Origin of the sequence: Myxococcus sp. AS-1-15 (assembly GCF_020037055.1) — a bacterium.
Lineage (GTDB): Bacteria > Myxococcota > Myxococcia > Myxococcales > Myxococcaceae > Myxococcus > Myxococcus fulvus.
This window is the reverse complement of the sequence record NZ_JAIQDF010000010.1, coordinates 390,965-413,614: the sequence shown is the minus strand read 5'-3', so window position 1 is coordinate 413,614 and position 22,650 is coordinate 390,965. Positions and strand designations below refer to the sequence as shown.

Genomic DNA, 22,650 nt, shown 5'->3' with positions numbered 1-22,650 from the left:
CGACACCCCCGCCGGCAACGGTGCGGATGGCTCGACGCCCAGCACACCTCCACCCCACGCCCGGCCGCCCGGATGTCCCCGCTCCCCAGGCCCACCCACCCGTCCTCCCCTCGTCACACCGCCGCCCCTCGGGGTGGGGCCCTCGCGGACTACAGAACACTCCCGACGGGCCTCGTTTGACCCCTCGGCGACGGCTCGCTTTGCTGCCTGTCGCGCGACGCCGGATGGCCGCGCGCCTGACTGGTTCGCGGGGGGCAACCAGCATGAGGTCTCGACAGCCGTCGACGCGCACCACCGGAGACCCGTGCGTCTCCATGCCTTCGCGCGACCTCATCGAAACAGCCCCCACGTGCGCCTCCGCCCCGCTTCCCGCGGCGACGGATGCGAGGCCCCGTGCTCCTTCGCGTGCACCGGGCCCAGGCGGACGCCCCACCCGCGGCGCCTTCCGCCCCAGTCCCACCATCGCAGCGAGGACGCCACCACGCGCCCGGGGGAGAGCGACATGCAGGCAGACCACGACACCTGGGCACCACGGCGCGTCGACGTGCCGCTCGCCAGCGCGGTGAACGACTACCTGCTGCGCATCCAACAGCTCGGCGCCGTGGAAGGACCCGGCGGCGCGGTGGGGCTCAACCCCGCGCTCGAGCCCGTCCTCGAGGCGCTGCATCACCTGCTCGCCGGCGGCGAGGTGGAGGTGCGCGTCACGCGCCGCGGACACGCCTCGCTCGTCCACGAGCTGCGCCAGCGCGTCGAGGACGCCACGCGCGAGGTCAACCTGCTCCAGCGAGTGGCGGGCTCGTCCCTGACCACCACCGTATGAGCCCTCGCCCCACCGGTGGCGCCGTCACGGCCGCCTTCCGCCGCTGGACGCTCGCCCAGGACCCTCGCGAGGTGCTGGCCGCCGCCGGCGTGGGCCCCTGGTGGGTGCTCACCACCGTGGTGCTCGCCGTGCTCGCCGTCGTCGCGTGGGCCCCCGGCGCCCAGCGCACCTTCGGCATCCCCTTCGCGCAGGGCCTCCTGTGCGCCGCCCCCATGCTCGTCAGCGGCCTGCTCTTCTCCGCCGTCCACCGCCGACGCAGCCACCTCGAGACGTGGGGTTGGGTGTGGCTGGTGCTCGGCGTGACGAGCCTGCACTTCTTCCTCGCCGCGCTGATGGCCATGTCGGAGCTGCAGGGCGCCACCGTCATCGCCTCGCTCTTCCTCTTCACCACCGCGTTCCATGGCCGGCTCCACCGCGTGACGCCCCGACAGCCCTTCCTCGCGCTGGGCACCACCGTGGCCCTGCTCGCGGCCCTGCCCCTGCGCGACAGCGACGAGCACCTGGGCCTGTTCGGCGTCATCGGCCCCGCCGCCCTCACCGCGGAGCTGTACCTGGGCACCTTCGCCGTGCAGCACGACCGCGCCCGCGCGGAGGCCGAGCGTCTGCGCGCCGCCGTGCAGGCCCAGCTCCTGGAGCAACAGGAGCAGGACGTGGGCCGGCTGTCGCGCGCGCTGGGGGAAATCCTCGGTCACCACCACGAGCTCGACAGCGCCCTCATGTCCGCGGCCACCGCGGCGGACATGCTGTCGTTCATGGGCACCCAGCGCGGCGGCCACGGCCGCGCCGACCATGAGGACCTGCTCAGGACCCTCAACGAGAGCCTCCGCCAGATTCGGGAGATGGTCGCGGAGATTCGCGCCAAGGGCCGGCGCTACGTCGGCTCGGAGCCGGAGCCGGTGGAGCTGCCTGCGCTGCTCGAGGGCGTGCGCGCCAGCGTGGGGCTGCGCTTCCCCGACGTGGACATCCAGCTGTCGGTGGAGCCCGGCCAGCCCCTGCGCGCGATGATGCGCGGCGGCGCCACGACGCTCCGCCGCGTGGTGGAGAACCTGGTGCTCAACGCGTGTGAAGGCGACGGCAAGCGCGGCGCCAGCCGGGTGAGCATCCAGGCCCGCGTGGAGCCGCTCAGCGGACGGCTGGAGGTCGTCATCGCCGACGACGGGCCGGGCTTCCCCAGCGCGCTGCTCGATGTGCCCGCCGAGCAGCTCTACACGTCCAAGCCCGAGGGCACCGGCCTGGGCCTGTACACCAGCGAGTGCCTGCTGCGCGCCAGCGGCGGGACGCTGCACCGACGCAATGCCCCCGACGGCGGAGCCCTGCTGCGCCTGTTCCTACCCAGGGAGTACCGATGAGCGGAGGAGCCCTGTACCAGGAGGCCCTGCGGGTGCTGCGGCGGCTGGAGCTGCCCGACGCGTCGGAGCGCGATGTGCTCGCCGCGCTCGAGGCCGCGCAGCCCGGTCCCCTCCCCCTGTTCTACGAGGCCGGCGCCGAGGCGGGCCTGGAGCGCTCCATGCTCACCGCGCGCGGCGTGGGCCTGTTCCTCAGCTTCTGCGCGGGCAACCTCGCCGATGACCTCATCGACGGCGACTGCACCTACTACGACGAGCCGCTGCGCGTGGGCCCCTGCGCGCAGTTCCTCCTGCAGAACCTGGCGTGGGCCACGCTCGCCGAGCCCCATGCCGGCGTGCCCGTGAATGCACTGGAGGAGGGCGCGCGGATGCTGGCCCTCGCCGCGGGACCCCAGGCGCTCGAGGTGCGCGCGCGGGAGTGGACGGCGCCGCTGTTCCGCCGCGTGGCGGAGGGCATCGCGGGAAGGCAGTGGGCCGCGTACCTGCGCGTGCTGTGGGCGGGCACTCGCTTGGAGGAGCGCGCGGTGCAGGTGGGGCTCGCGCTGGGCGTGGCGGCGCATGTCGCCGAGGACATCCGCTCCAAGGACACGCGCTTCACCTCCATGCCCGTGGAGGACCGGCTCACGGTGGTGACGTGGGCACGACAGGCCGCCGAGTCGCTGCGCGCCCAGGACCTGCGCTGCCTGGACGCGGCGCTGCGACGCATCGAACCCATTCTTCCGGAGGTGGAGCCATGAGGGTCGAACCCCCACGGTCCGAAGCCCGCCACGACGCCGTGGCCGCCTACTACGAAGAGAAGACCGAGCGAATCCTCCGCCGCTATGGCCCCGGTCCGCGCGTGCACTTCCACGTGGGCCTGGTGGATGACGTGCCCCCACCCGGCGAGCCCGAGCCGCTGGTGCGCGAGCGCGTGCATGCGTCCCAGGAGGCGCTGCTCGCGGAGCTGGCGCGCGCGGTGGGGCGCTTCCCCGACGGCGGCGACGTGCTGGACGTGGGCTGCGGCCTGGGCGGCGGCGCGCTGTACTGGGCCTCCGCGCATCGGGCGTGGGTGACGGCGGTGACGAACGTGCCCTCGCACGTGGAGCTGGTGCGCACGTTCGCCGAAATCGAGGGCGTGGGCGCGCGGGTGAAGCCGATGCACTGTGACGCGCTGGCGGTGCCGGGGCGCGCGTGTTTCGACGCGGTGGTGGCGGTGGAGAGCAGCAGCTACCTGCCTCGCGCGGAGTGGTTCCGCCGGGTGCGCGCGCTCTTGCGTCCCGGCGGCGTGCTGGCCATCGCGGACTGCTTCCTGGGGCGACCGGAGCTGGCCGCGCCGTTCGACCGGTACTGGCGCACGCGCATCGGAGCCGTGGATGAGTACCTGTCCGCCGCGCACGCGGCCGGGCTGGAGCTGGAGGTGCGCGACGACGTGTCCGGGCGCGCGGTGGGGTTCTGGTCGCTCACGCTGGAGCTGCTCGCGCATGAGCGCTACTCGACACCGGGACAGCCGCCCTCGCGCGTGCTCGCCCGGAGCGAGTCGCGCCGCGAGCACCTGCGGCTCCAGCAGGCGTTGATGGATGGCGGACTCGAGTACGGCCTGCTCGTGCTGCGTCGCGAGGACTGAGCAACGGTTCTCGCGACGTGGAGACACCCCAGGCGGCCTCCGGGTCCGGGGCGGTCGTGGGGCCGAGCGTCCGCGTCCATCGTGCGCCCCGCCAGGTGCGCCCCCAGCCTTGGGCGAGCCTGAAAGGAGGCACGAAATGAAGACCTTCACGCGATGGATGACGGTGGTGGCGGTGGCGGCGACGCTGATGGCGACGGGCTGCCGGGAGCGCAGCCGTGAGGACAACTCGGGAGCCATGGGCGGCTCGGGTCGCAACCGGGATGCCCTGCAGCACCAGGAGGGCACCGGCGGCAGCGGCAACTACGGCAACGGCCAGCAGATGCAGGGCACCGACGCGGGCAGCGGCCAGATGCGGTAGCGCCTTCCGCGCAAGAGGGCTCCGGCTGCTATCCTGACGCCGCGACGTCGGTCAGCCGGAGTCTTCATGCGCGGGTGGATTGTGGGGGCGTGCATCGCGGTCTTGTTGGTGCTCCTCGCCTGGGGCCGGTGGCGCGCCGAGGAGTCCTCTCCCACGCGTGAGCGCGCCTCCGCGTCGCGCACCCGCTCCGAGCGCGCCAGGCGGGTTCGGACGTCCGCGCCCCTGCCGCCCTCGAGCGCGGGCCTGTCCATCCGCGGCACCGTGGTGGACCGGCTCGGTCGTCCCGTGTCGGGCGCTCGCGTCTCCGCGTCGTGGCCCGAGGACGGGCAGACGCTGTCCACGCTGCCGTGCCCCTGGGAGGGTGGCGCCCACCCGGAGCTCCTCGTGGAGACCACGCGCCAGGACAACGTCACGGACTGTCTGCCGAGGACCCGGGACACCGTCCTCTCGCTGCTCCTGGCGCGCGAGGGCGAGTCCCCCGTCCATGCGGAGACCGTCTCCGCCGAGGACGGCACCTTCGTGTTGGAGGGACTGCCCGCGGGGCCGCAGACGCTGCTCGCGCTCTCCGAGCAGGGCGCGGCCTCGCGACCCGGCGTGCCCGCAGGGAGCGAGGACGTGGAGCTGTTGGTCGAGCATCGCCCGCGGGTGTCAGGGCAGGTGGTGGACGAGGACGGCGCGCCCCTGGCCGAGGTCTCCATCCTGGTGGTGAGCCACCAGCACACGCGCTTCTTCGATACGAGCACCAATGCGCAGGGACGCTTCGAGGTGGGACCGCTCCCCGCGGACAGCCACGTCGTGCTCGCGACGAAGGAGGGCTGGCCTCCCGTGCTCGCCGACCAGCTCTATCTGGACAAGCACCTGGAGATTCGGATGTCGCGGCCACGCGCGCTCACCGGTCGGGTGCTGTCCTCGGGCGCCCCCGCGAAGGACGTGGAGGTGGTCGCGACCCGTGAGGAGGGGGAGCTTCCGCTGAAGCTGCGCACGGACCCGGAGGGGCGCTTCGCGTTCGAGCTGGACCCGGGCGTGTATGTGCTCACCGCGGAGCGGGAAGGGCGCCATGCGCTCGCGCGCGTGACGGTGGAGAAGACGCCTCCTGCCGAGGTGGTGTTGAACCTGGGAGAGGCCTTCCATGTCGAGGGCTCGGTCTTCGGCGCGACTCAACGCGAACCGGTGGCAGGGGCTGTCGTGACAGCGACCTCCCAGCTGCTTCCCCATCGCGAGCTGAAGGCCACCACGGGCACCGATGGACACTATCGACTGGGTCCCGTGGAGCCGGGCCCGTGGGACTTTCTCGTCGAGGCTCGCGGATACCTCGACCTGCCCCATGGACAGGAGCTCAAGCTGACTCCGGGTTCGAGCCGTCATGACTTCACGCTGGAGCGCGCCGCCTCCATCTCCGGACGCGTGGTGGACGAAGCGGGCCATCCCATCGCGGGCATCCACTTGAACCTGGAGCAGGCCGGGCTCGAGGACCCGGTGGACTACGTGACGCAGGAGACCGCGCTCACCGACCCAGACGGTGCGTTCGTGTTGGATGCATCGGCCCCCGGTGAGTACGAGCTCATCCCGCAGACCTATCGCTTCGTCACCCAGCGATTGAAGATGACGGCTCCCGCTCGGGATGTGCTCGTCATGTTGCGCGCCGGTGGCGAAGTGGAGGGGACGCTGTCCGATGCCCGGGGCCTGCCGCTCTCCGGGTTCACCGTGTACGTCGCTCCGCTGGAGACCGAAGAGCCGGGTGAGATACTGACCGCGCGGGGCCTGACGTCCGAGGGACGCTTCTCGCGCAAGGGCGTTCCTCCGGGGCGCTATCGCATCGTGGCCCAGCAGGTGACGGACGGCGTGAACCAGGAGGTCTCCACCGAGGTGGAGGTCCGTCAGGGCGAGGTGACGAAGGTGGACCTGCGGCTCGCCGAGCAGCGCAACCTGGAGGGCATCGTCGTCGATGGCGCGGGAGCCCCCATCCGCAGGGCCTTCGTCCGGGCCCACTCGCTCGCGCCGAACCCCCAGGGCGGCCTGGTGCTCGTCCATCCGCGCCATCGCCATGGGCCACCGAACGGGGTCGAGACCGACGCGGACGGACGCTTCCTGATTCGAGGGATGGGGCTGGAGAAGCACTCGCTCACCGCCCTGCACCTGGCCTACGCGCTGAGCCCGGAGCAATCCACGGGGGTGCTCCTCGAGAACGGCCTGGTCGTCGCCCCTGTCGACGTGAAGCAGGTGCGGCTGGTGATGAAGCGGTATGCCCACGTGCGGGGACGCGTCGTCGGGCCGGAGGGCGCACCCGTCACCGAGTTCAACGTCGATTCCATTCGGGTGACGTCCGAGGATGGCACCTTCTCGGTGCCCAATCGTGAGGGTCCCGGTATCACCACCTTCGCCTTCGAGGCGGAGGGCTTGCTCTCGGTGCTGCGCGACGTGAAGGGCGGCTTGGACGGGCCGGATGTCGACCTGGGGGAGATTCGGCTGGGGGCGGGACGGAGGCTGCGGGGCGTGGTGGTCGATGCACGGACGGGAGCGCCCCTGCCTCGCGCCAACGTGCAGGTGCACGTCAACGAGCGGACCGCCATCCACAGCCTGACGGACGAAGCGGGGCGCTTCGCGCTGGGGCCCGTCACCACGGGGACGCTCACGCTCCTCGTGAGCCAGCGCGGAAACTACCGCGAGGAGCGCGTGACGGTGGAGGCCTCGCAGCAGGAGGTGACGGTGCGGCTGCAGCCCGGCGCGCGCCTGCTCACGAAGGCGGTGGACCTCCGAGGTGCGCCGCTCGACGGAACCGTCACCGTCCAGGGGCCCGAGGGATTTTCGGACTGGGCGACCCTGGACAAGGGCCGCATGGAGATGGGAGGGCTCACGCCGGGTCGCTACCTGCTGAAGGCGGAAGGGGCGCGCAAGAAGGACAGCGCCCTCAACTACCTGCCGCAAGCCGTGGAGGTCCCCGACAGTGGGGAGGTGTCCGTGCTCCTCCAACCCGTGACCGGGGGCTCCACGCTGACGGTCCGCGTCGCCTTCCACGAGAACACGTACCTGCGATTGGTCCACGGCACCCCGCCGCTGCCCGAGCGTTCCGAGGACCTCCAGCGGTGGATGAGCCTGGGACAGGAAGGGCAGCTTGGAGGGGACGACACGGAGCACGTCTTCACCTTCACCCATGTGCCCACGGGGAAGACGACCCTCTTCTTCATGGGGCCCGAGGACGACCGGTACCACGCGGAGGTGCTGGACGTTCCCGCGAGCGGCACGATGTCTCACTCGGTGCGGCCCGTCTGGCGGACGTTCGGGGTCGCCGCGAGCCAGCCGTGAGGAAGTCATGAAGGAGTCGTGAGGAAGTCGCGGGGGCACCGGTCGTAATCCTGACGCCTCGACGTCGGACCACCGGAGCCCGTCATGCGTGGATGGATTGTGGGAGGCATCACCGCCGGGGTGCTCGTGCTCCTCTGCTGGGTGCTGTGGGGGGAGGACGCGCCGTCGGAGACTCGGCGGGAAGAGGACGTTGCCCAACGCGTGTCCGCACCGGAGTCAGGTGCCCTTGCACGCAGGTCTCCTCCCTTGCCCCGCCCGCGCACCGGGCTTTCCATCCGGGGCATCGTCGTGGACATTTCGGGCAGGCCCATCGCGGGGGCGCGCGTGTCTGCGTCGTGGCCCGAGGAGGGAGAGACGCTCTCGGCGTTCTCCTGCTCGGCGGAGTCCCTGTCACGCAAGAGGGCCTTGTCGCGCGAGCCCTCGCACGGACAGGGCTTCCTGGGCTGCAGTTCCGCCTCCGACGACGACCTCCTCGACATGCTCCTCGCGCGGCAAGGCGAGTCACCCGTCCACGCAGAGACGTTGTCGGCCGAGGATGGCACCTTCGTCCTGGAGGGATTGCCCTCGGGCCCCCAAGCGGTGCTCGCGATCTCGGAGCAAGGGGCCGCTCTGCGTACGGGCGTGCCCGCGGGCAGTCAAGGCGTGGAGCTGGCCCTCGAGTCCCGGGAGAAGCTCTCAGGACAGGTCGTGGGTGATGACGACCAGCCCCTGGAAGGAGTCTCCGTGCTGATGGTGAGCGCACAGACCACCCGATTCTTCGACGCGCGCACCGATGCGCGGGGACGATTCGAGATGGGTCCCCTGCCAGACGGCAAGTACCACTTGCTCGCCACGAAAGAGGGCTGGCGCCCCAGGTTCATCTCGGAGTTCTTTCCCTCCCCGGGCCTCGAGCTCCGGATGTACCCACCGCGCACGCTCACGGGCCGCGTGGTGTTGCAGGGCGTGCCCGTGGAGGGTGTGGAGGTCATCGCGAGCCCGAAGGACTGGAGACGGGACGGGGGCCGCTCGGAGGCGCGAACGGATGCGGAGGGGCGCTTCGCGTTCGAGCTGAGCGCGGACACGTATGTGCTCACCGCGGAGCAGGCGGGACTCGCCGCGCTCGCTCGGGTGAGCCTGGACGCGGAGTCGCCGCCCGAGGTTGTCCTGAACCTGGGCGACGCCCTGTACGTGGAGGGAACCATCGTCGGCGAGGCTCGGGGAGAGCCCGTGGTGGGCGCACGCGTGAAGGCGACACCTGAACAGAGCCCCCAACAGACGTTGGAGATCACCACCGGCGCGGATGGACGCTACCGCCTGGGCCCCGTGGAGCCGGGCCGCTGGCGCTTCGCCATCGATGCCCCCGGATACATCGACTCGTACAACAGCGACCCGAGCGTCGAGCTGGCGCACGGCATGGGCCCCATGAACTTCGCGCTAATGGACGCCATCTCCATCGCGGGACGCGTGGTGGACAAGGAAGGACGTCCCCTGGCGGGAGCCTATCTCTCCCTGGAGGACTCACCGGACTACCTGTTACACATGGATTGGAGCACGTACACGGACTCCGAGGGCGCTTTCGTCCTGGATGTGGCCGCGCCCCATGACTTCGTGCTGACCGCACGCAGCGACCACTTCGTCACGCAGCATCTGAAGACGAGAGCGCCCGCGAAGGACCTGCTCGTGACGATGAGCACGGGGGGCTCGGTGCAAGGAACCCTGACCGATGCGCGTGGGCTCCCGCTCGCCCAGTACACCGTCTACCTGGTCCCCCTCGAATTCAGCGACCCCGCTCAACCTCTGGCGAATGAAGACACGGACCCGCTCGGCCGCTTCTCACATGAGGCGGTCGCACCTGGACGCTACCAGTTGCGGGCAGAGGCGCTGACACCGAGCGCGGACCTGGCGACCTGGACCGAAGTGGAGGTGCGAGAGGGCGAGGTGACGAAGGTGGAGCTACGACTCCCTGAGCCTCGCACCCTGGAAGGAGTCGTCGTCGATTCCAGCGGGACTCCGTTGCGCGGCGTCTTCGTGCGCGCCGAGGCACCCGCCGGGCGAGGCCTCAACAAGATGAATCTCAAGTGGGGTTGCGGCGTGAGCATCCCGGAGGGAGTCGCCTCCGATGCAGATGGACGCTTCATCCTCCGAGGACTGGGCCTCGAGACCTACTCTCTCAGCGCAACCCTCGCGGGCCATGAACTGCGCGCTGAGCGTTCGACAGGGGTCACCGCGAAAGACAACGAGGCCCATGTCGGAGCAGACGCGACGCAGGTGCGGCTGGTGATGAAGCGGCGCACCCATGTCCGAGGCCGGCTCGTCGGTCCCGAAGGTGCGCCGATTCGTGAGTTCGAGGTCAATCGCATGCCCGTGACTTCACCCGATGGAACCTTCTCCCTGGAGAATCATGAGCACGTGAAGGTCGCGCCCTTCATCTTCAGCGTGAAGGGCCTGCCCTCCGTGGAGCGCGGTGTGCTGGGTGGCTGGGACGGGCCGGACGTCGACCTCGGGGAGATACGGCTGGAGACCGGCCGAGCGCTTCGGGGCGTGGTGCTCGACGCGGAGACAGGAGCGCCCGTCAAGGGCGTTGAGGTCATGCTCTTGAGTGAATGGCTCGAGGACGATGAATACTCTCGCCATTCCAGGATGCTCGCCCACTCCAGGTCGGACAAGGACGGACGCTTCAATCTGGACCATGTCCCCGCCGGGCCGCTGACGCTCCGATTGAGCGTTCACGACAAGGTCCTCACGCAGGCCGTGCAGGTGGATGCCTCGCAGCATGAAGTGACGGTCCGCATCTCCCCCGGCGGGTGACGGCCACGCGCGACTTGCCCAGAGGCTCGTGGGGCTCCGGCTGCTATCCTGAGGCTTCGACGTCAGCAGCCGGAGCTCGTGCATGCGCAGGTGGTTCTTGGGGGGCAGCATCCTCGTCATCGGAGTCCTCGTGCTCCTCGTGTGGCGGCCGTGGAGCGGTGAGCCCTCGGCTCCTCCTCGCGCGCCCACGGGACAGGCTCGCGCCGCACACGACGCGCTGCCTCGCACGTCCGCTCCCCTGCCCCCGTCCAGCGCCGGGCTCATCATCCGCGGCACCGTCTTGGACACATCGGGCAAGCCCGTCGCCGGTGCGCGTGTCTCCGCGTCCTGGCCCGAGGACGGTGAGACGCTGTCCGCGACGCTCTGCCCCAAGGAGCTGCTCTCCCGTCACGATGCGCTGAGCCCGGAGCCCTGGGCGACCCGGATGCTCGTCGACTGCATGCCCGCCTCGGAGAGCATCCTCGTCTCCCTGCTGCTCGCTCGTCAGGGCGAGGCCCCCGTGCACGCGGAGACGCTGTCCTCCGAGGATGGCTCCTTCGTCCTCGAGGGTCTGCCCGAAGGCCCCCAGACACTGCTCGCGCTCTCCTCCCAGGGCGCGGGGACTCGCATGGGGGTACCCGCCGGGAGCAGCGGCGTCCCACTGATGCTCGACGACCCGCTGTTCATGTCCGGTCGCGTCCTCGATGAGGACAGCGCCCCCGTGCCCGGCGTCGCCATCACGCTCGCCAGCTGGCGCAACACGCGCTTCTTCGACACGACCACCGATGCCCGGGGCCACTTCAAGCTCGGCCCCCTTCCCTTCGACTCCTACGTCGTCCTCGCCGCGAAGCAGGACTGGAGTCCGACACTCGATTGGCTCCAGCTCCGCGAGGAGCCTCACGAAATCCGCCTGAGCCGTCGACATACGCTCACCGGGCGAGTCCTCTCGAATGGCGCTCCCGTGAAGGATGTGGAGGTGCTCGCCTCCCGCGAGAAGGTCATGGAGGACAGGCCGCCGCTGCGCGCGAAGACGGACGCGCAAGGCCGCTTCACCTTCGAGCCCGGCAGCGGTCACTACCGGCTCACCGCCGAACACGAAGGCCAGTACGCACGCGCCCTGGTGGAGCTGGGCAAGACGCCTTCGTCCCCCGTGACACTGAACCTCGGTGAGGCGCTCGGTGTCGAGGGACGCGTCACTGACGACCAGGGCGCCCCCGTGGCCAAGGCCCGCGTGAAGCTCCGCTCCACGGACCGCTCACGCGTCGAGGAGCTGGAGACGCTCACCGGCCCGGACGGCCGCTACCGCGCGGGGCCCGTCGCTCCCGGAGGCTGGGACTTCACCATCGAGGCCGACGGCTACGTGGACATGTTCCAGGCCGAGGAGCGCGTCATGTCCTCCAACATGCGCTCCCAGGACTTCACCCTCACGCTCGCCACGTCCGTCACCGGCCGCGTCGTCGACGGCTCGGGACGTCCGCTCGCGGGCATCAAGCTCGACCTGCACCGCATCGTCGAGCACGCCGGGGACTTCGAGCCCCAGGAGAGCACCTTCTCGGCCGAGGACGGCTCCTTCGTGCTCGATGCCACCGAGCCCGGTGACTACAAGGTGCTCACCTTCAGCGAGCGCTTCGTCCCATTCAACCTGTCGACGCCCGCCCCCGCCAAGGACGTGCTCCTGACGCTGAGCGCCGGTGGCACCGTCGAAGGCACCGTGACGGACTCACGAGGGCAACCCATGCCGCGCTTCCATGTGGTCCTGGGGCGGGTGGACGCGGGCGATGAGGCCCAAGAACCGCTGGAGACGATGGGCACGGATGACCAGGGCGTCTTCCGTCGCCAGGGCATCGCCCCCGGGCGCTACCGCATCTTCGCGAGGCGGTCGTCCCCCAGCGTGGACCGCAAGGCCGAGGCCGAGGTGGAGGTGCGCGACGGCGCCGTGGCGAAGGTGACGATGCGACTGCCCGAGGAGCGCTCCGTGGAGGTGCTCGTCGTCGACACCTCCGGACAGCCCGTGGAGAAGGCCCTGGTGCAAGCCAAGCCGCTGGTCCCCACTTCCGAGGAGCAATACTCGGAGATGCATCGGCTCGCCTCGGGCGTCGGCACGGACGCGAACGGACGCGCGATGCTCCGACACCTGGAGGCCACCGGGTACAGGCTCGCCGCCACGAAGCACGGCTACACCCTGCTGCCGGAGCGCTCCACGCCCTCCTCCAGCCCGGCGGCGACGGGCTCCGAGGACCTCTTCATCCAGGCCGACACGCAGCAGGCCCGGTTCGTGATGAAGCGGCACTCGCATGTCAAAGGTCGCCTCCTCGGACCCGACGGCGCGCCCATCCCCCGCTTCCGCGTGAACGCGGAGCAGTTGGAGTCCGAGGACGGGACCTTCTCGCTCCCCAACCACTCCACGGAGGGACGCGCCCAGTTCGTCTTCAGCGCGGAGGGGCTGCCCACCGTGTCTCGCGCCGTGCAAGGCGGCGAGGCGTCTGCCGACGTCGACCTGGGAGACATCCGGCTCGAAGCGGGCCGCTCGCTCACGGGCGTCGTGCTGGACGCGACGACGGGCGAGCCCGCGGAGAACGTCCTGGTGGCGCTCGACAGCGAGCTGCGCGACGAGGGCCGCGACTTCCCGCGACAGCTCGTCCTGAAGACCACGGACCGCGACGGCCGCTTCGACCTGGGCAAGCTGGAAGCCCGCCCCCTCACGCTCCGGCTATTCCTGCACGAGCGCTACCGGGAGCAGCTCGTCCCCATCAACGCCACGCAGACCGAGGTGACGGTGCGCATGGACCCCGGCGCTCGGCTGAACGTGACGGCGCGCGATGCGCAGGGGAAGAAGATCGACGGCTTCGTCAGCTATCAGGGCCCGGGCGCCGAGGGCGCCATCGTCCTGGAGAACGGCGCCGGGAAGGCGAGCGCGCTCAACCCCGGGAAGTACACGCTGCGGATGGAGCCTCGCGGTCGGCAGAGCCGTTCCCTGGCCTACCTGCCACAACAGGTGAACGTGCCCTCGAGCGGCGAAGTGTCCGTGCAGTTCAAGCCCGCAGCGGGCGGCGCCACGGTGCGGCTGAGCGTGCCCACGGACCAAGGCGTGGACATGGCGCTGGTGCCCGGCAGCGTGCCTCCGCCCACGAGCCCCGCCGCGCTCCGCCAGGTCATGTTCCAGGGCATCTCCGGCACCTACGAGGTGGGGGACACCGAAGTGGTGTTCGCCCATGTCCCGCAGGGCAGGGTCACCGTCTTCTTCCTCACGCCCGACGCGCTCGGTCGCTTCCACACCGAGGAACTGGACATCCCCGCGAGTGGCACGATGTCTCGCACGCTACAGCTCGCGTGGCGGAGGCTCGACGTCACCCAGGAGTAGTCGCCTCGCGACTGTCGGACATCACGCGTGCGTCTGCGGGCTGGAAACGAGAGCCGCGCCGTGCTTCAGGTACGGTGCGGGGCCCGCCATGCACTTCAAGTTCGTCCACGCCGCAGACCTGCACCTGGACACTCCCTTCCGCGGCATCGCCGCCCACGGCCCGCTGCTGACCCGGTTCCAGGAGTCAACCTTCCGCGCCCTGGCGCGCATCGTCGACTTGTGCCTGCGCGAGCGCGTCACCTTCCTCCTGCTCGCCGGAGACTTGTTCGAGGTGAAGGACCGCTCCGTGCGCGCGCGGCTCGTCCTGCGCCGGGAGCTGGAGCGGCTGCACGTCGCGGGCATCGAGGCGTTCATCGTCCACGGGAATCATGATCCGCTCAGCGGCGACACGGGGACGCTCGGGCTGCCGTCCTCGGTGAAGGTCTTCGGCCCGGACTGGGAGGAGGCGGAGGTGCGGCGCGAGGGCCGCCGGCTGTGCCGCGTGCAGGGTGTCTCGTATCCCGACGTGGAGGTGCGTGATGATTTGTCCTCGCGCTTCCGTCGCACCGGCGAGGGCTTCAGCGTGGGCCTGCTGCACGCGAACCTGGGCGGCGCCGAGGGCCATGCGAACTACGCCCCCTGCACTCCCGCGGGGCTGGGCTCGCGCGGGCTGGACTACTGGGCGCTGGGACACGTGCACACGCGCGGCGAGCTGACGCTCCCCGGCGGCGGGCTCGCGGTGTACCCGGGCAATCCGCAGGGCCGGCACGTGCTGGAGACCGGTGAGCGCGGCTGCGTGCTGGTGGAGGTGGAGGACGGCGGGACGCGGCGGCGCTTCGTGCCCGTGGACACGGTGCGCTGGCATCGGGTGGAGGTGCCGCTCACGGGCGTGGCCACGCTGGATGGGTTGATGGGTACGCTGAGCGAGGCCGTGGACGCGGCATGTACCCAGGAGCTGGACGGGCACGCGGTGCGCGTGGTGCTCACGGGACGCGGGCCGCTGCACCGGGAGCTGGCGCGTCCGGGGGCGCTCTCGCAGTTGGAGGAGGGGCTTCGCGCGAAGCTGGCGGCGGGACATCCTCCGGTGCTGCTGGAGTCGCTGCGGGATTCGAGCCGTCCCGAGCTGGACTGGGATGCGCTCACGGCGGAGGGCGGCTTCGCTCGGACGCTGCTGGAGGAGGCTCGCGCGCTGGAGGAGGACCCGGGGGCGTTGACGCGCCTGTGGGAGGAGGAGGCGCTCGGCAGCCTGGGACAGAAGCTGAAGCGCCTGGGCGTGGAGGTGCTGGAGACGCCTCGCAAGGAGTGGGTGTCCCGCGCGAGCCTGCTGGGCGTCGAGGCGCTGCACGAGGAGGACGGGGCATGAAGCCAGGCTTGCGCATCGACTCGCTGCGGGTGCGACGCTTCGGGCACTTCTCCGAGCTGTCGCTGGAGCTGGGCCCCGGGCTGCACCTGATGTACGGGCCCAACGAGGCCGGCAAGAGCACGCTGCTCGCCTTCCTTCGCGCCATGCTGTTCGGCTTCGAGAAGCGCGGGCATCCGGAGCGGTATGCGCCCTCGGAGGAGGACACGCCCTTCGGCGGTGAGCTGCGGCTCCTCACGGCGACGGGGCCGTTGACGGTGCGGCGCATGGCGACGCCTCGCGGACGGAAGGCCGAGAGCCTGACGGTGCTCGGGGCCGATGGCGAGCCGGTGTCCGAGGAGCGCCTGAAGGACGCGCGGGGACATGTCACGCGGGAGCTGTACTTCGATGTCTTCGCCTTCCGGCTGGAGGAGCTCGCGGGCTTCGAGCAGCTCACGGAGGCTCGGGGTGCCTCCGATGCGCTGGTGGCCGCGAGCATGCGCGGGGCCCGGCGACTGCCGGAGGCGATGTCCGCGCTGAGCAAGAGCGCCGAGCGGCTCTACAAGGCGAGCGGGACGAACCCCGAGCTGAACGTGAAGCTCCGTGAGCTGGAGGAGGTCCAGGAGCAGCTTCGCGAGCAGGGGAACCGGCCCGCGCTCTACTTCGCGAAGCGCGAGCGATTGGAGGCGCTGGGCGGGGAGCTGCTCGGGCTGGAGACTCGGGTCCTGGAGGACGGGCGTGAGCTGGAGCGGCTGGAGCGCCTGTCCTCGGCGCTGAGTGAAGTCACGGCGCTGGCGGAGGCCCGGGCGGAGCTGGAGGGCCTGCCGTCCCTGGAGACCTTCCCCGAGGGTGGCGAGGCGCGGCTGGAGGATGCGCTCCAGCGCAGTCGCAGCTATCGCGGTGAGGTGGCCCGGCTCGCGGAGAAGCTGTCGTCCACCGAGGCGGAGTTGACGCGGTTGTCCGCGCCTTCGCCGGTGCATGGGCGGGAGGAGGCGCTGCGCTCGGCGCTGGCTTCGTATGCGGAGCACTCGGAGCGGATTCGCGCGCTGCCGGCCCGGCGTGCGGCGCTGCGGGTGAAGCGGCGTCAGGTGGAGATGTCGCTGGAGGAGCTGGGGCTCGACGTCGATGGCGTGGGGTTGATGGGGCTCGACTTGAGCGCGGGGGCTCGCGCGGGGCTGGAGTCGCTGTCGACGCGACTGGAGGCGGAGGAGACGGGACGGCGGGAGTCGTTCGCCGCCTGGGGGCGGGCTCGCTCCGAGCGGGAGCGGTTGGATGGGGTGCTCGCGCGGTTGGAGGCGGAGCTCGCGGAGCTGCCGGATGTGCGGCCCTCGCATGTGCGGCAACAGCAGGCGGGCTCACGTCGGATGCGCGATGTGCGCGGTGAGCTGGAGCGGCTGGGGGAGAAGAAGGAGGAGACCCGGCGACAGCTCGAGGGCTCTCGCAGTTCCGGCGTGGGGCCTGGGGCGCCGAACGTCGCGGTGATTCCGGTGTGGTGGGTGCCGGCGGCCGCGGCCATCGTGGTGGCGCTGGCCGTGGGCGCGTGGTTGATGGGTGGCTCGGCGGCGGGGGCGATGTGCCTCGCGGGTGGGCTGCTGCTCACGGGATTGGTGGAGCTGGCTCGGCGGCGCGTGGAGTCGGCTCGCGATGTGGAGCGCGCGGCGCAGGCGGCGCGGCTGCGGGAGCGACAGCAGACGGAGGAGCGGCTCCGCGCGACGCTCGCGGGACTGGCGGCTCGCGAGGAGGTGCTGCATCGGGAGCTGCTCACGGCGTCGATGGAAGCGGGGCTCGCGCCGCTGGCGACGCTCGCGGACATCACCGTGCGCGAGGGCATGCTGGCGGATCTGCTGGAGAAGGCGGGACGGCGCGAGGTGCTGCTGCGCGAGCGGGACGTGCTGCGTGCCAGCCATGATGTGGCCTCGCGTGATGAGCGACAGGCGGGCGAGACACTGCGTGGACATGAGGGGCGGCTCGCGACGCTGAACGCCGAGCTCGCGGTGTGCCTGGCGTCACGGAAGTTCCCCTCGGGATTGCCCGCGCCCGCGGCGCTGACACTGTGGCGGGAGGCCTCCGCGCTCCGACAGCGCTGGCAGGACGTGAGCGCCGAGGAGGCCGCCGTCAACGCGGATGAGGACACCTGCGCGGCGGTGGTGACGCGGCTCCATGAGCTGACGAGGGGACTGTTCACGAACGCGTCCGGGCGCACCCAGGCGGGGTCCGTCTCGTCGGGCCTCGATGCGCCGACCGGGTCCTTGTCCCTGAATACGCCCGTGGCACTCGCCGCGAGCGGCACGGAGCGCACCCACGCGCTGACGGGTCCGGCGTCGCCAGACGGAACTCCGACCCACGAAGGCGCCCTTCACTTCACCAGGACGGCGGACTCACACACGTCCTTGCGAAACGCTTCGGGCTCGCCGAACCGCGATGCGTCGACCGAGGCCTCGTCGCCCGTGACCCTCACGGCGTCCAGCACGACGGGCCTCCGCGGGGCTCGCGTCCCTCCGGCGCTCGACGGAGGTGCTTCGTTCCACGACGAGGACCTCCTCTCCTCCAGGACCACGGAGGCACTCGTCGCGAGCGTGAACTCGGCCCTCGACGCGGACCGTGAACGCGAGACCGAGCGGCGCGCCGTGGACGAGCGTCGTCGCGAGCTGCGCGAGGAGAAGGCGCGCCTCGACACACTCTGTCAGTCCGAGGACGCAGCCCTCGCCGCCCTGCTCCACGAAGGTGGCGGTGGTGACGAGGAGACCTTCCGTCGTCGGGCCGTGCAGGCCCGCCGCCACGCCGGGCTCGTCCGGCAGACCCGCGAGCTGGCCCAGCGCATCGAGGCGCGCACCGGGCTCTCCGACGCGCAGGTCCGCGAGGCCCTCCGCTCCCTCGGCGGCGCGGACGGGCTGCGCGTCACGCTGGAACAGGTGCGCTCGCGTCACTCGGAGGCACAGTCGAAGCTCAAGGACGTCCTCACCGAGCAGGGCGCCACGCAGAACCAGCTCGAACAGTGGGAGAACGACGACCTGCTCTCACGCCTGCGCATCCAGGAGGAGACCCTCCGCGCCAAGGTCGCCGAGCTCGCCACCCGCTACGCCGAGGACAAGCTGGCCCTCGCCCTGCTCAACCGCGCCCGCCATCGCTTCGAGGAGGAGCAGCAGCCCCGCGTGGTGCAGCTCGCCTCCGAGCACTTCGCGCTGCTCACCGAGGGCCGCTACCGCCGCGTGTTCATCCCCGCCGGTGACGAGCGCGAGCTGCGCGTCAGCGACGGTCAGCGCGACTGGCCCGCCGCCCAGCTCTCGCGCGGCACCCGTGAGCAGCTCTACCTCGCCTTCCGGCTCGCCGTGGTCCGCGACTTCGGGGAGACCCGGGGGGCGCTGCCGCTCATCGTGGATGACATCCTGGTGAACTTCGACCCCACGCGGGCCCGAGGCGCCATCCACCTGCTCGCCCGGCTCGCCGAGCAACAACAGGTCATTGCCTTCACCTGTCACCCCTGGCTGCGCGCCCTTTTCGAGGCCGAGGGCGCGCGCCTGCTCGTGCTCGAGGCCCACGAAGCCTCCACCACGCGCAGAGCGGGATGACGGGCGCGCCCAACTCCCTGCTTTCCCCCTCGCGAGCCTGTGGCACACTGCGCGCCATTCGACTCCTGTTCTCCATCGTCTTCTGGACGTTCCTCGGAATCTCCAGCCTGCTGCTCTTCCTCGGGGCCGTCGTGGTGTGGGCGCTCACCACGCCCTTCGACCGGAACGGGCTCGTGCTGCACCTGTATTCGTGCTTCTGGGCGCAGCTCTACTTCTACGTGAATCCGCTGTGGCACCTGAAGGTGGACGGCCGCGAGCACCTGCCGTGGAAGGGCGCCGCGGTGCTCGTGTCCAACCACGAGTCGCTCGGCGACATCCTGGTGCTCTTCGGCCTGTACCGCCCCTTCAAGTGGGTCTCCAAGGCCGCCAACTTCAAGCTGCCCCTCATCGGCTGGAACATGCACCTCAACCGCTACGTGCCGCTGGTGCGTGGCGACAAGGCGAGCATCCTGAAGATGCTGGCCCAGTCCGAGGCATGGCTCGCGCGCGGCGTCCCCATCCTCATGTTCCCCGAGGGCACGCGCTCCGAGGACGGCCAGCTCAAGCCCTTCAAGGACGGCGCCTTCGCGCTCGCCCTCAAGACGCAGTGCCCCGTCATCCCCATCGTCCTCACCGGCACCGCGCGCACCCTGCCCAAGCACGGCCTGGTGCTGGAGACCTCCGCGCACTGCCACGTGCAGGTGATGCCTCCGGTGGACCCCTCGGGCTTCCAGGACGTCGCCGCGCTGCGTGACCACGTCCGCGACCTCATCGTCGCCGAGAAGGCCCGCCTGGAAGCGCTCTCCACCCGCGCCTGAGCCCCTGGCGACTTCCTGCCGGAAGCCCTGCTACCGTGGGCCTCCGACGGGGAGGGAACCATGCGAAGGCCCTTGGTGCTGGCGCTCACGCTCGCGGTGCTCGCCCTGGGCGCGGCCTTCGTCCTCGTCCAGGAGTCACCCCCCGAGCCCTCCACCTCGCCGGCCTCCGTCACCCCCTCCTACAGCGCGCCGCTGGCCCAGGTGCGCGGGACGCTGAGCCTCCGGGGCCGCGTGCTCGCCGCCGACAAGAGCCCCGCCCCAGGCGTGGAGCTCTCCGTCTCGCGCGCCCTCCCCGGCGAGTCGCTCTCGCTGCGCCCCTGTGGAACCGACGTCGACACCCCGCTCTCCGCGGCGGAGTGCGAGGACCCGGGCATGCTCGCCACCCTGCGCGACCTCATCCAGGCGGGCCGCGGCGACACGCCCGTGGTGGCGCGCGTCACCACGGACGCGGAGGGCGCCTTCGAGGTGCGGAACCTTCCCGAGGGCACCGTCGCGCTGTGGGCCGTGGGCGCGAAGGGCGCCGCGTTGGCGACGGAGGTGACGACAGGGACGGAGGACGTGGAGCTGGTGCTCGAGCCGAGCGTCGTCTTCACCGGCCGCGTCGTGGACGAGGCCCTGCGCCCCGTGGCGGGCTCGAAGCTGACGCTCTTCCACACCGCACACTCGCGCTTCTTCCAGACGACCAGCAACGGCGACGGCCGCTTCACGCTGGGCCCGCTGCCCGCGAGCACCTACGGACTCCAGGTGGACGACGACCAGCGGGTCGGTCCGTGCATGCGGGCGATTTCGCCCGATGAGCTGGAGGCGGAGGACATCGTGCTCCACCGGCCCCGCAACATCGTGGGCCAGGTGCTCCTCGACGAGCAGCCCGTCGCCAACGTCCAGGTGGAGGTCGTCGACACCCGCGTCACCGCCGAGACGGACGCGCGCGGGCGCTTCGTCCTGGAGGGATTGCCTCCGGGCGACTACGTGCTGAAGGCCCGTCACGGACAGCACCAGGGCCAGGCGGAGACGACCCTCGACGAGGAGCAGACCGAGGCGGAGGTGACGGTGCGCCTGGGCACGCTCGTGCGGGTGACGGGCGTGGTGCGCGACACCGCGGGCCAGCCCATCGAGGGCGCCACGGTGCTCGCCAACTCACGCGGCACCGTCTACACCGACACGGAAGCCGTCACGGGAGCCGACGGGCGCTTCGAGCTGGAAGAGGCGACGCTGGGAATCCACCACTTCACGGTGTCGGCCAAGGGCTTCCTTCCCACCGAGACCACCGAGGTGGAGGTCACGCATCGCACGCCCCCCGTGGAGCTCACGATGGAGCGGGCCTTCGTCATCGAGGGCATCGTGGTCGACCCGGCGGGCACACCGCTGCCGGACATCACCCTCTCCGCCATGAAGTGGCTGCGTCAGCCCAAGGGCCGACGCGACGGCAAGCCCCATGACCTGGAGCATGGAGACCCGGACGCGCCCTTCGCGGATGGGCCGGTCATCGACGCGCTGACGGATGACGCGGGGCGCTTCGTGCTCAACCTCCCCTCGCCCGGCCTCCACCGGCTCACGCCCGATGTGCCGGGGTTCCTCGCGACCACCCTGGAAGTGGAGGCGCCCGCCCAGGACGTCCGCGTCGTGATGCAGCCGGGCGCGCGCGTGGTGGGCGCCGTGGTGGACCTGAAGGACACCCCGATTCCGAACGTGGCCATCACGCTGACGCCCGCGGGCCAGGAGGAGCCCGTGCCCATCTGGGTGCGCAGCGACGCGCAGGGCGCCTTCCGACTGGAGGGCGCGCCAGCGGGCCGGTTCGTCCTGCGCGCCTCGCTCGAGCACAGCGGCGTGGGGGAGGCCACCGTCGACGTGACGCTGACGGCCACCGAGACGAAGACGGTGACGGTGCGGATGGACGGAGGCCTGTCCATCTCCGGGCTCGTCGTGAACGAGGCCGGCACGCCCCAGCCCGGCGCGAGCGTCTTCGCCTATCCGCTGACCGAGCCCGACTCGGGCCGGCGACGGTTCGGACACCACGCGCCCCTGCCCCCTCCCGCGCAGGCCCAGTCCAACGAGCACGGGCGCTTCACGCTCGAGCACCTGTCGCCGGGGCGCTACCGCGTGGACCTGACGATGGCGGGCTACACGCTGCGCGGCGCGGACGAGGCGACAGACGTCGACGACCCCCGGCGCATCTCGGGCGTGCAGGCGCAGGCGGGCGTGACGGACCTGAGGCTGGTGGTGCGCTACGTGGGCGGAGTCCGCGGGCGCCTGGTGCGAGAGGACGGCACACCCGTCACCCGCTTCAACATCGACGACGTGCCCTACCGTGACGCCAACGGCGCCTTCCAGGTGTCCCTGGAGCAGCCGGGCACCACCTGGCTGACCCTCGATGCCCCGGGGCTCACGCGCGTGGTGCGCCAGGTGGAGGTCCCCCGGGGCCAGGACCTGGACCTGGGCGACGTGGTGCTCAAGGCCGGACGTCGGCTGCGCGGCCGCGTGCTGGACGCGCGGACCTCCGCGCCGGTGGTGGGCGTGGAGGTGGACGTGAAGTCGCCTGGCGCCGGGGCGCGCCGGGACGAGGATTCGGAGGACCTGGACGAGGGACCGCCCTCGCTCGCGTCGGCCATCACCCGCGCGGATGGCACCTTCGAGCTCCCACCCCTCGAGCCCGGGCCGCTCGTGTTGACGCTCACCCATCCGGACTACCTGCCGCTCAGCGAGCAGGTGGGCGACAGCAGCGCGCCGCTGGAGCTGCGCATGTCCTCCGGCGCGCGCCTGGAGGGCACCGTGAAGGACCGCGAGGGCCGCCCCGTGGACACCCACGTCCAGGTGGTGAACCTGCTCTCCCCCGAGGACGCCCTGGACGTGGAGCGGGGCAACGGGACGTTCCGCGTCTCGGGCCTGCCGCCCGGCGAGTACACCGTCGCGCCCGGGGAGGACATGAGCTTCCAGGGCGACTCCGTGCGCTTCCTCCCCCAGCGCGTGCGCCTGGGCCCGAGCGAGCGCAAGGTGCTCCACTTCCAGGAGATGGCGGGCGCGACGACGCTGAAGCTCAACCTCCCCGCGCGGGGGACGATGATGATGAACGAGCGCGTGGCCATCCTGAACACCTACCTGTTCCCCGGCGACGTGCCGTTGCCCAAGTCCCTGCTGGAGCTGGAGCAGCTGGGCCGGAGGCTGGCGGTCCAGTCCTGGCCCCACACCGACACCACGTTCGAGGAGCTGCCCGCCGGGCACTACACGTTCTTCTTCAGCAGCCTGAACTTCGACACGCGCCGGGAGCAGGTGCATCGGGGCGAGGTGGACCTGCCCGCGAGCGGCGCCGTCACGCTCGACATCCAGCCCACCTGGCACCCCCTGGAGCCCATCGAGGTGGCGGAGGATTCGGAGTCCGAGTGAGGCGTTTGCGTCCGCGCGGGATGCCGCT

12 protein-coding genes are annotated in these 22,650 nt (G+C 71.2%); all 12 read left to right on the top strand.

Going from position 1 to position 22,650, the window contains the following annotated elements; genetic code table 11:
- Positions 1–502: 502 nt before the first annotated feature.
- A complete protein-coding gene (locus K8625_RS26880; RefSeq protein WP_223784297.1) occupies positions 503–820 on the top strand; it encodes a hypothetical protein in 318 nt (105 codons plus the stop codon).
- Positions 817–2,169 (top strand): HAMP domain-containing sensor histidine kinase, encoded by a 1,353-nt coding sequence (locus K8625_RS26875; RefSeq protein WP_223749355.1) that lies wholly within the window; start codon positions 817–819, stop codon positions 2,167–2,169. Before K8625_RS26880 ends, K8625_RS26875 begins: the two co-directional genes overlap by 4 nt.
- On the top strand, positions 2,166–2,903 hold the full coding sequence (locus K8625_RS26870) for a hypothetical protein (protein ID WP_223749356.1): 738 nt from the start codon (positions 2,166–2,168) through the stop codon (positions 2,901–2,903). Before K8625_RS26875 ends, K8625_RS26870 begins: the two co-directional genes overlap by 4 nt.
- The gene (locus K8625_RS26865; protein ID WP_223749357.1) at positions 2,900–3,769 is read left to right on the top strand and encodes a cyclopropane-fatty-acyl-phospholipid synthase family protein; all 870 of its coding nucleotides are present in this window, start codon (positions 2,900–2,902) and stop codon (positions 3,767–3,769) included. Before K8625_RS26870 ends, K8625_RS26865 begins: the two co-directional genes overlap by 4 nt.
- Before the next feature lie 136 nt (positions 3,770–3,905).
- Entirely contained in the window at positions 3,906–4,127 is a 222-nt protein-coding gene (locus tag K8625_RS26860) for a hypothetical protein (RefSeq protein WP_223749358.1), read from the top strand.
- A 66-nt stretch (positions 4,128–4,193) separates the two neighbouring features.
- Positions 4,194–7,430: a carboxypeptidase regulatory-like domain-containing protein gene (locus tag K8625_RS26855; RefSeq protein ID WP_223784296.1), complete on the top strand. Its 3,237-nt coding sequence runs from the start codon at positions 4,194–4,196 to the stop codon at positions 7,428–7,430.
- Between the two features lie 246 nt (positions 7,431–7,676).
- The gene (locus K8625_RS26850; RefSeq protein WP_223784295.1) at positions 7,677–10,217 is read left to right on the top strand and encodes a carboxypeptidase regulatory-like domain-containing protein; all 2,541 of its coding nucleotides are present in this window, start codon (positions 7,677–7,679) and stop codon (positions 10,215–10,217) included.
- Positions 10,218–10,299: 82 nt separating this feature from the next.
- Entirely contained in the window at positions 10,300–13,557 is a 3,258-nt protein-coding gene (locus K8625_RS26845) for a carboxypeptidase regulatory-like domain-containing protein (protein WP_223784294.1), read from the top strand.
- An 88-nt stretch (positions 13,558–13,645) separates the two neighbouring features.
- Positions 13,646–14,899, top strand: coding sequence for a DNA repair exonuclease (locus K8625_RS26840; protein WP_223784293.1), 1,254 nt, complete (start codon positions 13,646–13,648; stop codon positions 14,897–14,899).
- Positions 14,896–18,444 carry an AAA family ATPase gene (locus K8625_RS26835; RefSeq protein WP_223784292.1) on the top strand — a complete coding sequence of 1,183 codons (3,549 nt, stop codon included), beginning with the start codon at positions 14,896–14,898 and terminating at the stop codon, positions 18,442–18,444. Before K8625_RS26840 ends, K8625_RS26835 begins: the two co-directional genes overlap by 4 nt.
- A 110-nt stretch (positions 18,445–18,554) precedes the next feature.
- Positions 18,555–19,241 (top strand): 1-acyl-sn-glycerol-3-phosphate acyltransferase, encoded by a 687-nt coding sequence (locus K8625_RS26830; RefSeq protein ID WP_223784304.1) that lies wholly within the window; start codon positions 18,555–18,557, stop codon positions 19,239–19,241.
- A 60-nt stretch (positions 19,242–19,301) separates the two neighbouring features.
- Entirely contained in the window at positions 19,302–22,622 is a 3,321-nt protein-coding gene (locus tag K8625_RS26825) for a carboxypeptidase regulatory-like domain-containing protein (protein ID WP_223784291.1), read from the top strand.
- The last annotated feature ends 28 nt before the right edge of the window (positions 22,623–22,650 follow it).

What these genes read in the sequence shown, in the direction of transcription:
- K8625_RS26880 (WP_223784297.1), top strand. Translation starts at nt 503, where the DNA reads ATGCAGGCAGACCACGACACCTGGGCACCACGGCGCGTCGACGTGCCG.
- K8625_RS26875 (WP_223749355.1), top strand. Translation starts at nt 817, where the DNA reads ATGAGCCCTCGCCCCACCGGTGGCGCCGTCACGGCCGCCTTCCGCCGC.
- K8625_RS26870 (WP_223749356.1), top strand. Translation starts at nt 2,166, where the DNA reads ATGAGCGGAGGAGCCCTGTACCAGGAGGCCCTGCGGGTGCTGCGGCGG.
- K8625_RS26865 (WP_223749357.1), top strand. Translation starts at nt 2,900, where the DNA reads ATGAGGGTCGAACCCCCACGGTCCGAAGCCCGCCACGACGCCGTGGCC.
- K8625_RS26860 (WP_223749358.1), top strand. Translation starts at nt 3,906, where the DNA reads ATGAAGACCTTCACGCGATGGATGACGGTGGTGGCGGTGGCGGCGACG.
- K8625_RS26855 (WP_223784296.1), top strand. Translation starts at nt 4,194, where the DNA reads ATGCGCGGGTGGATTGTGGGGGCGTGCATCGCGGTCTTGTTGGTGCTC.
- K8625_RS26845 (WP_223784294.1), top strand. Translation starts at nt 10,300, where the DNA reads ATGCGCAGGTGGTTCTTGGGGGGCAGCATCCTCGTCATCGGAGTCCTC.
- K8625_RS26840 (WP_223784293.1), top strand. Translation starts at nt 13,646, where the DNA reads ATGCACTTCAAGTTCGTCCACGCCGCAGACCTGCACCTGGACACTCCC.
- K8625_RS26835 (WP_223784292.1), top strand. Translation starts at nt 14,896, where the DNA reads ATGAAGCCAGGCTTGCGCATCGACTCGCTGCGGGTGCGACGCTTCGGG.
- K8625_RS26825 (WP_223784291.1), top strand. Translation starts at nt 19,302, where the DNA reads ATGCGAAGGCCCTTGGTGCTGGCGCTCACGCTCGCGGTGCTCGCCCTG.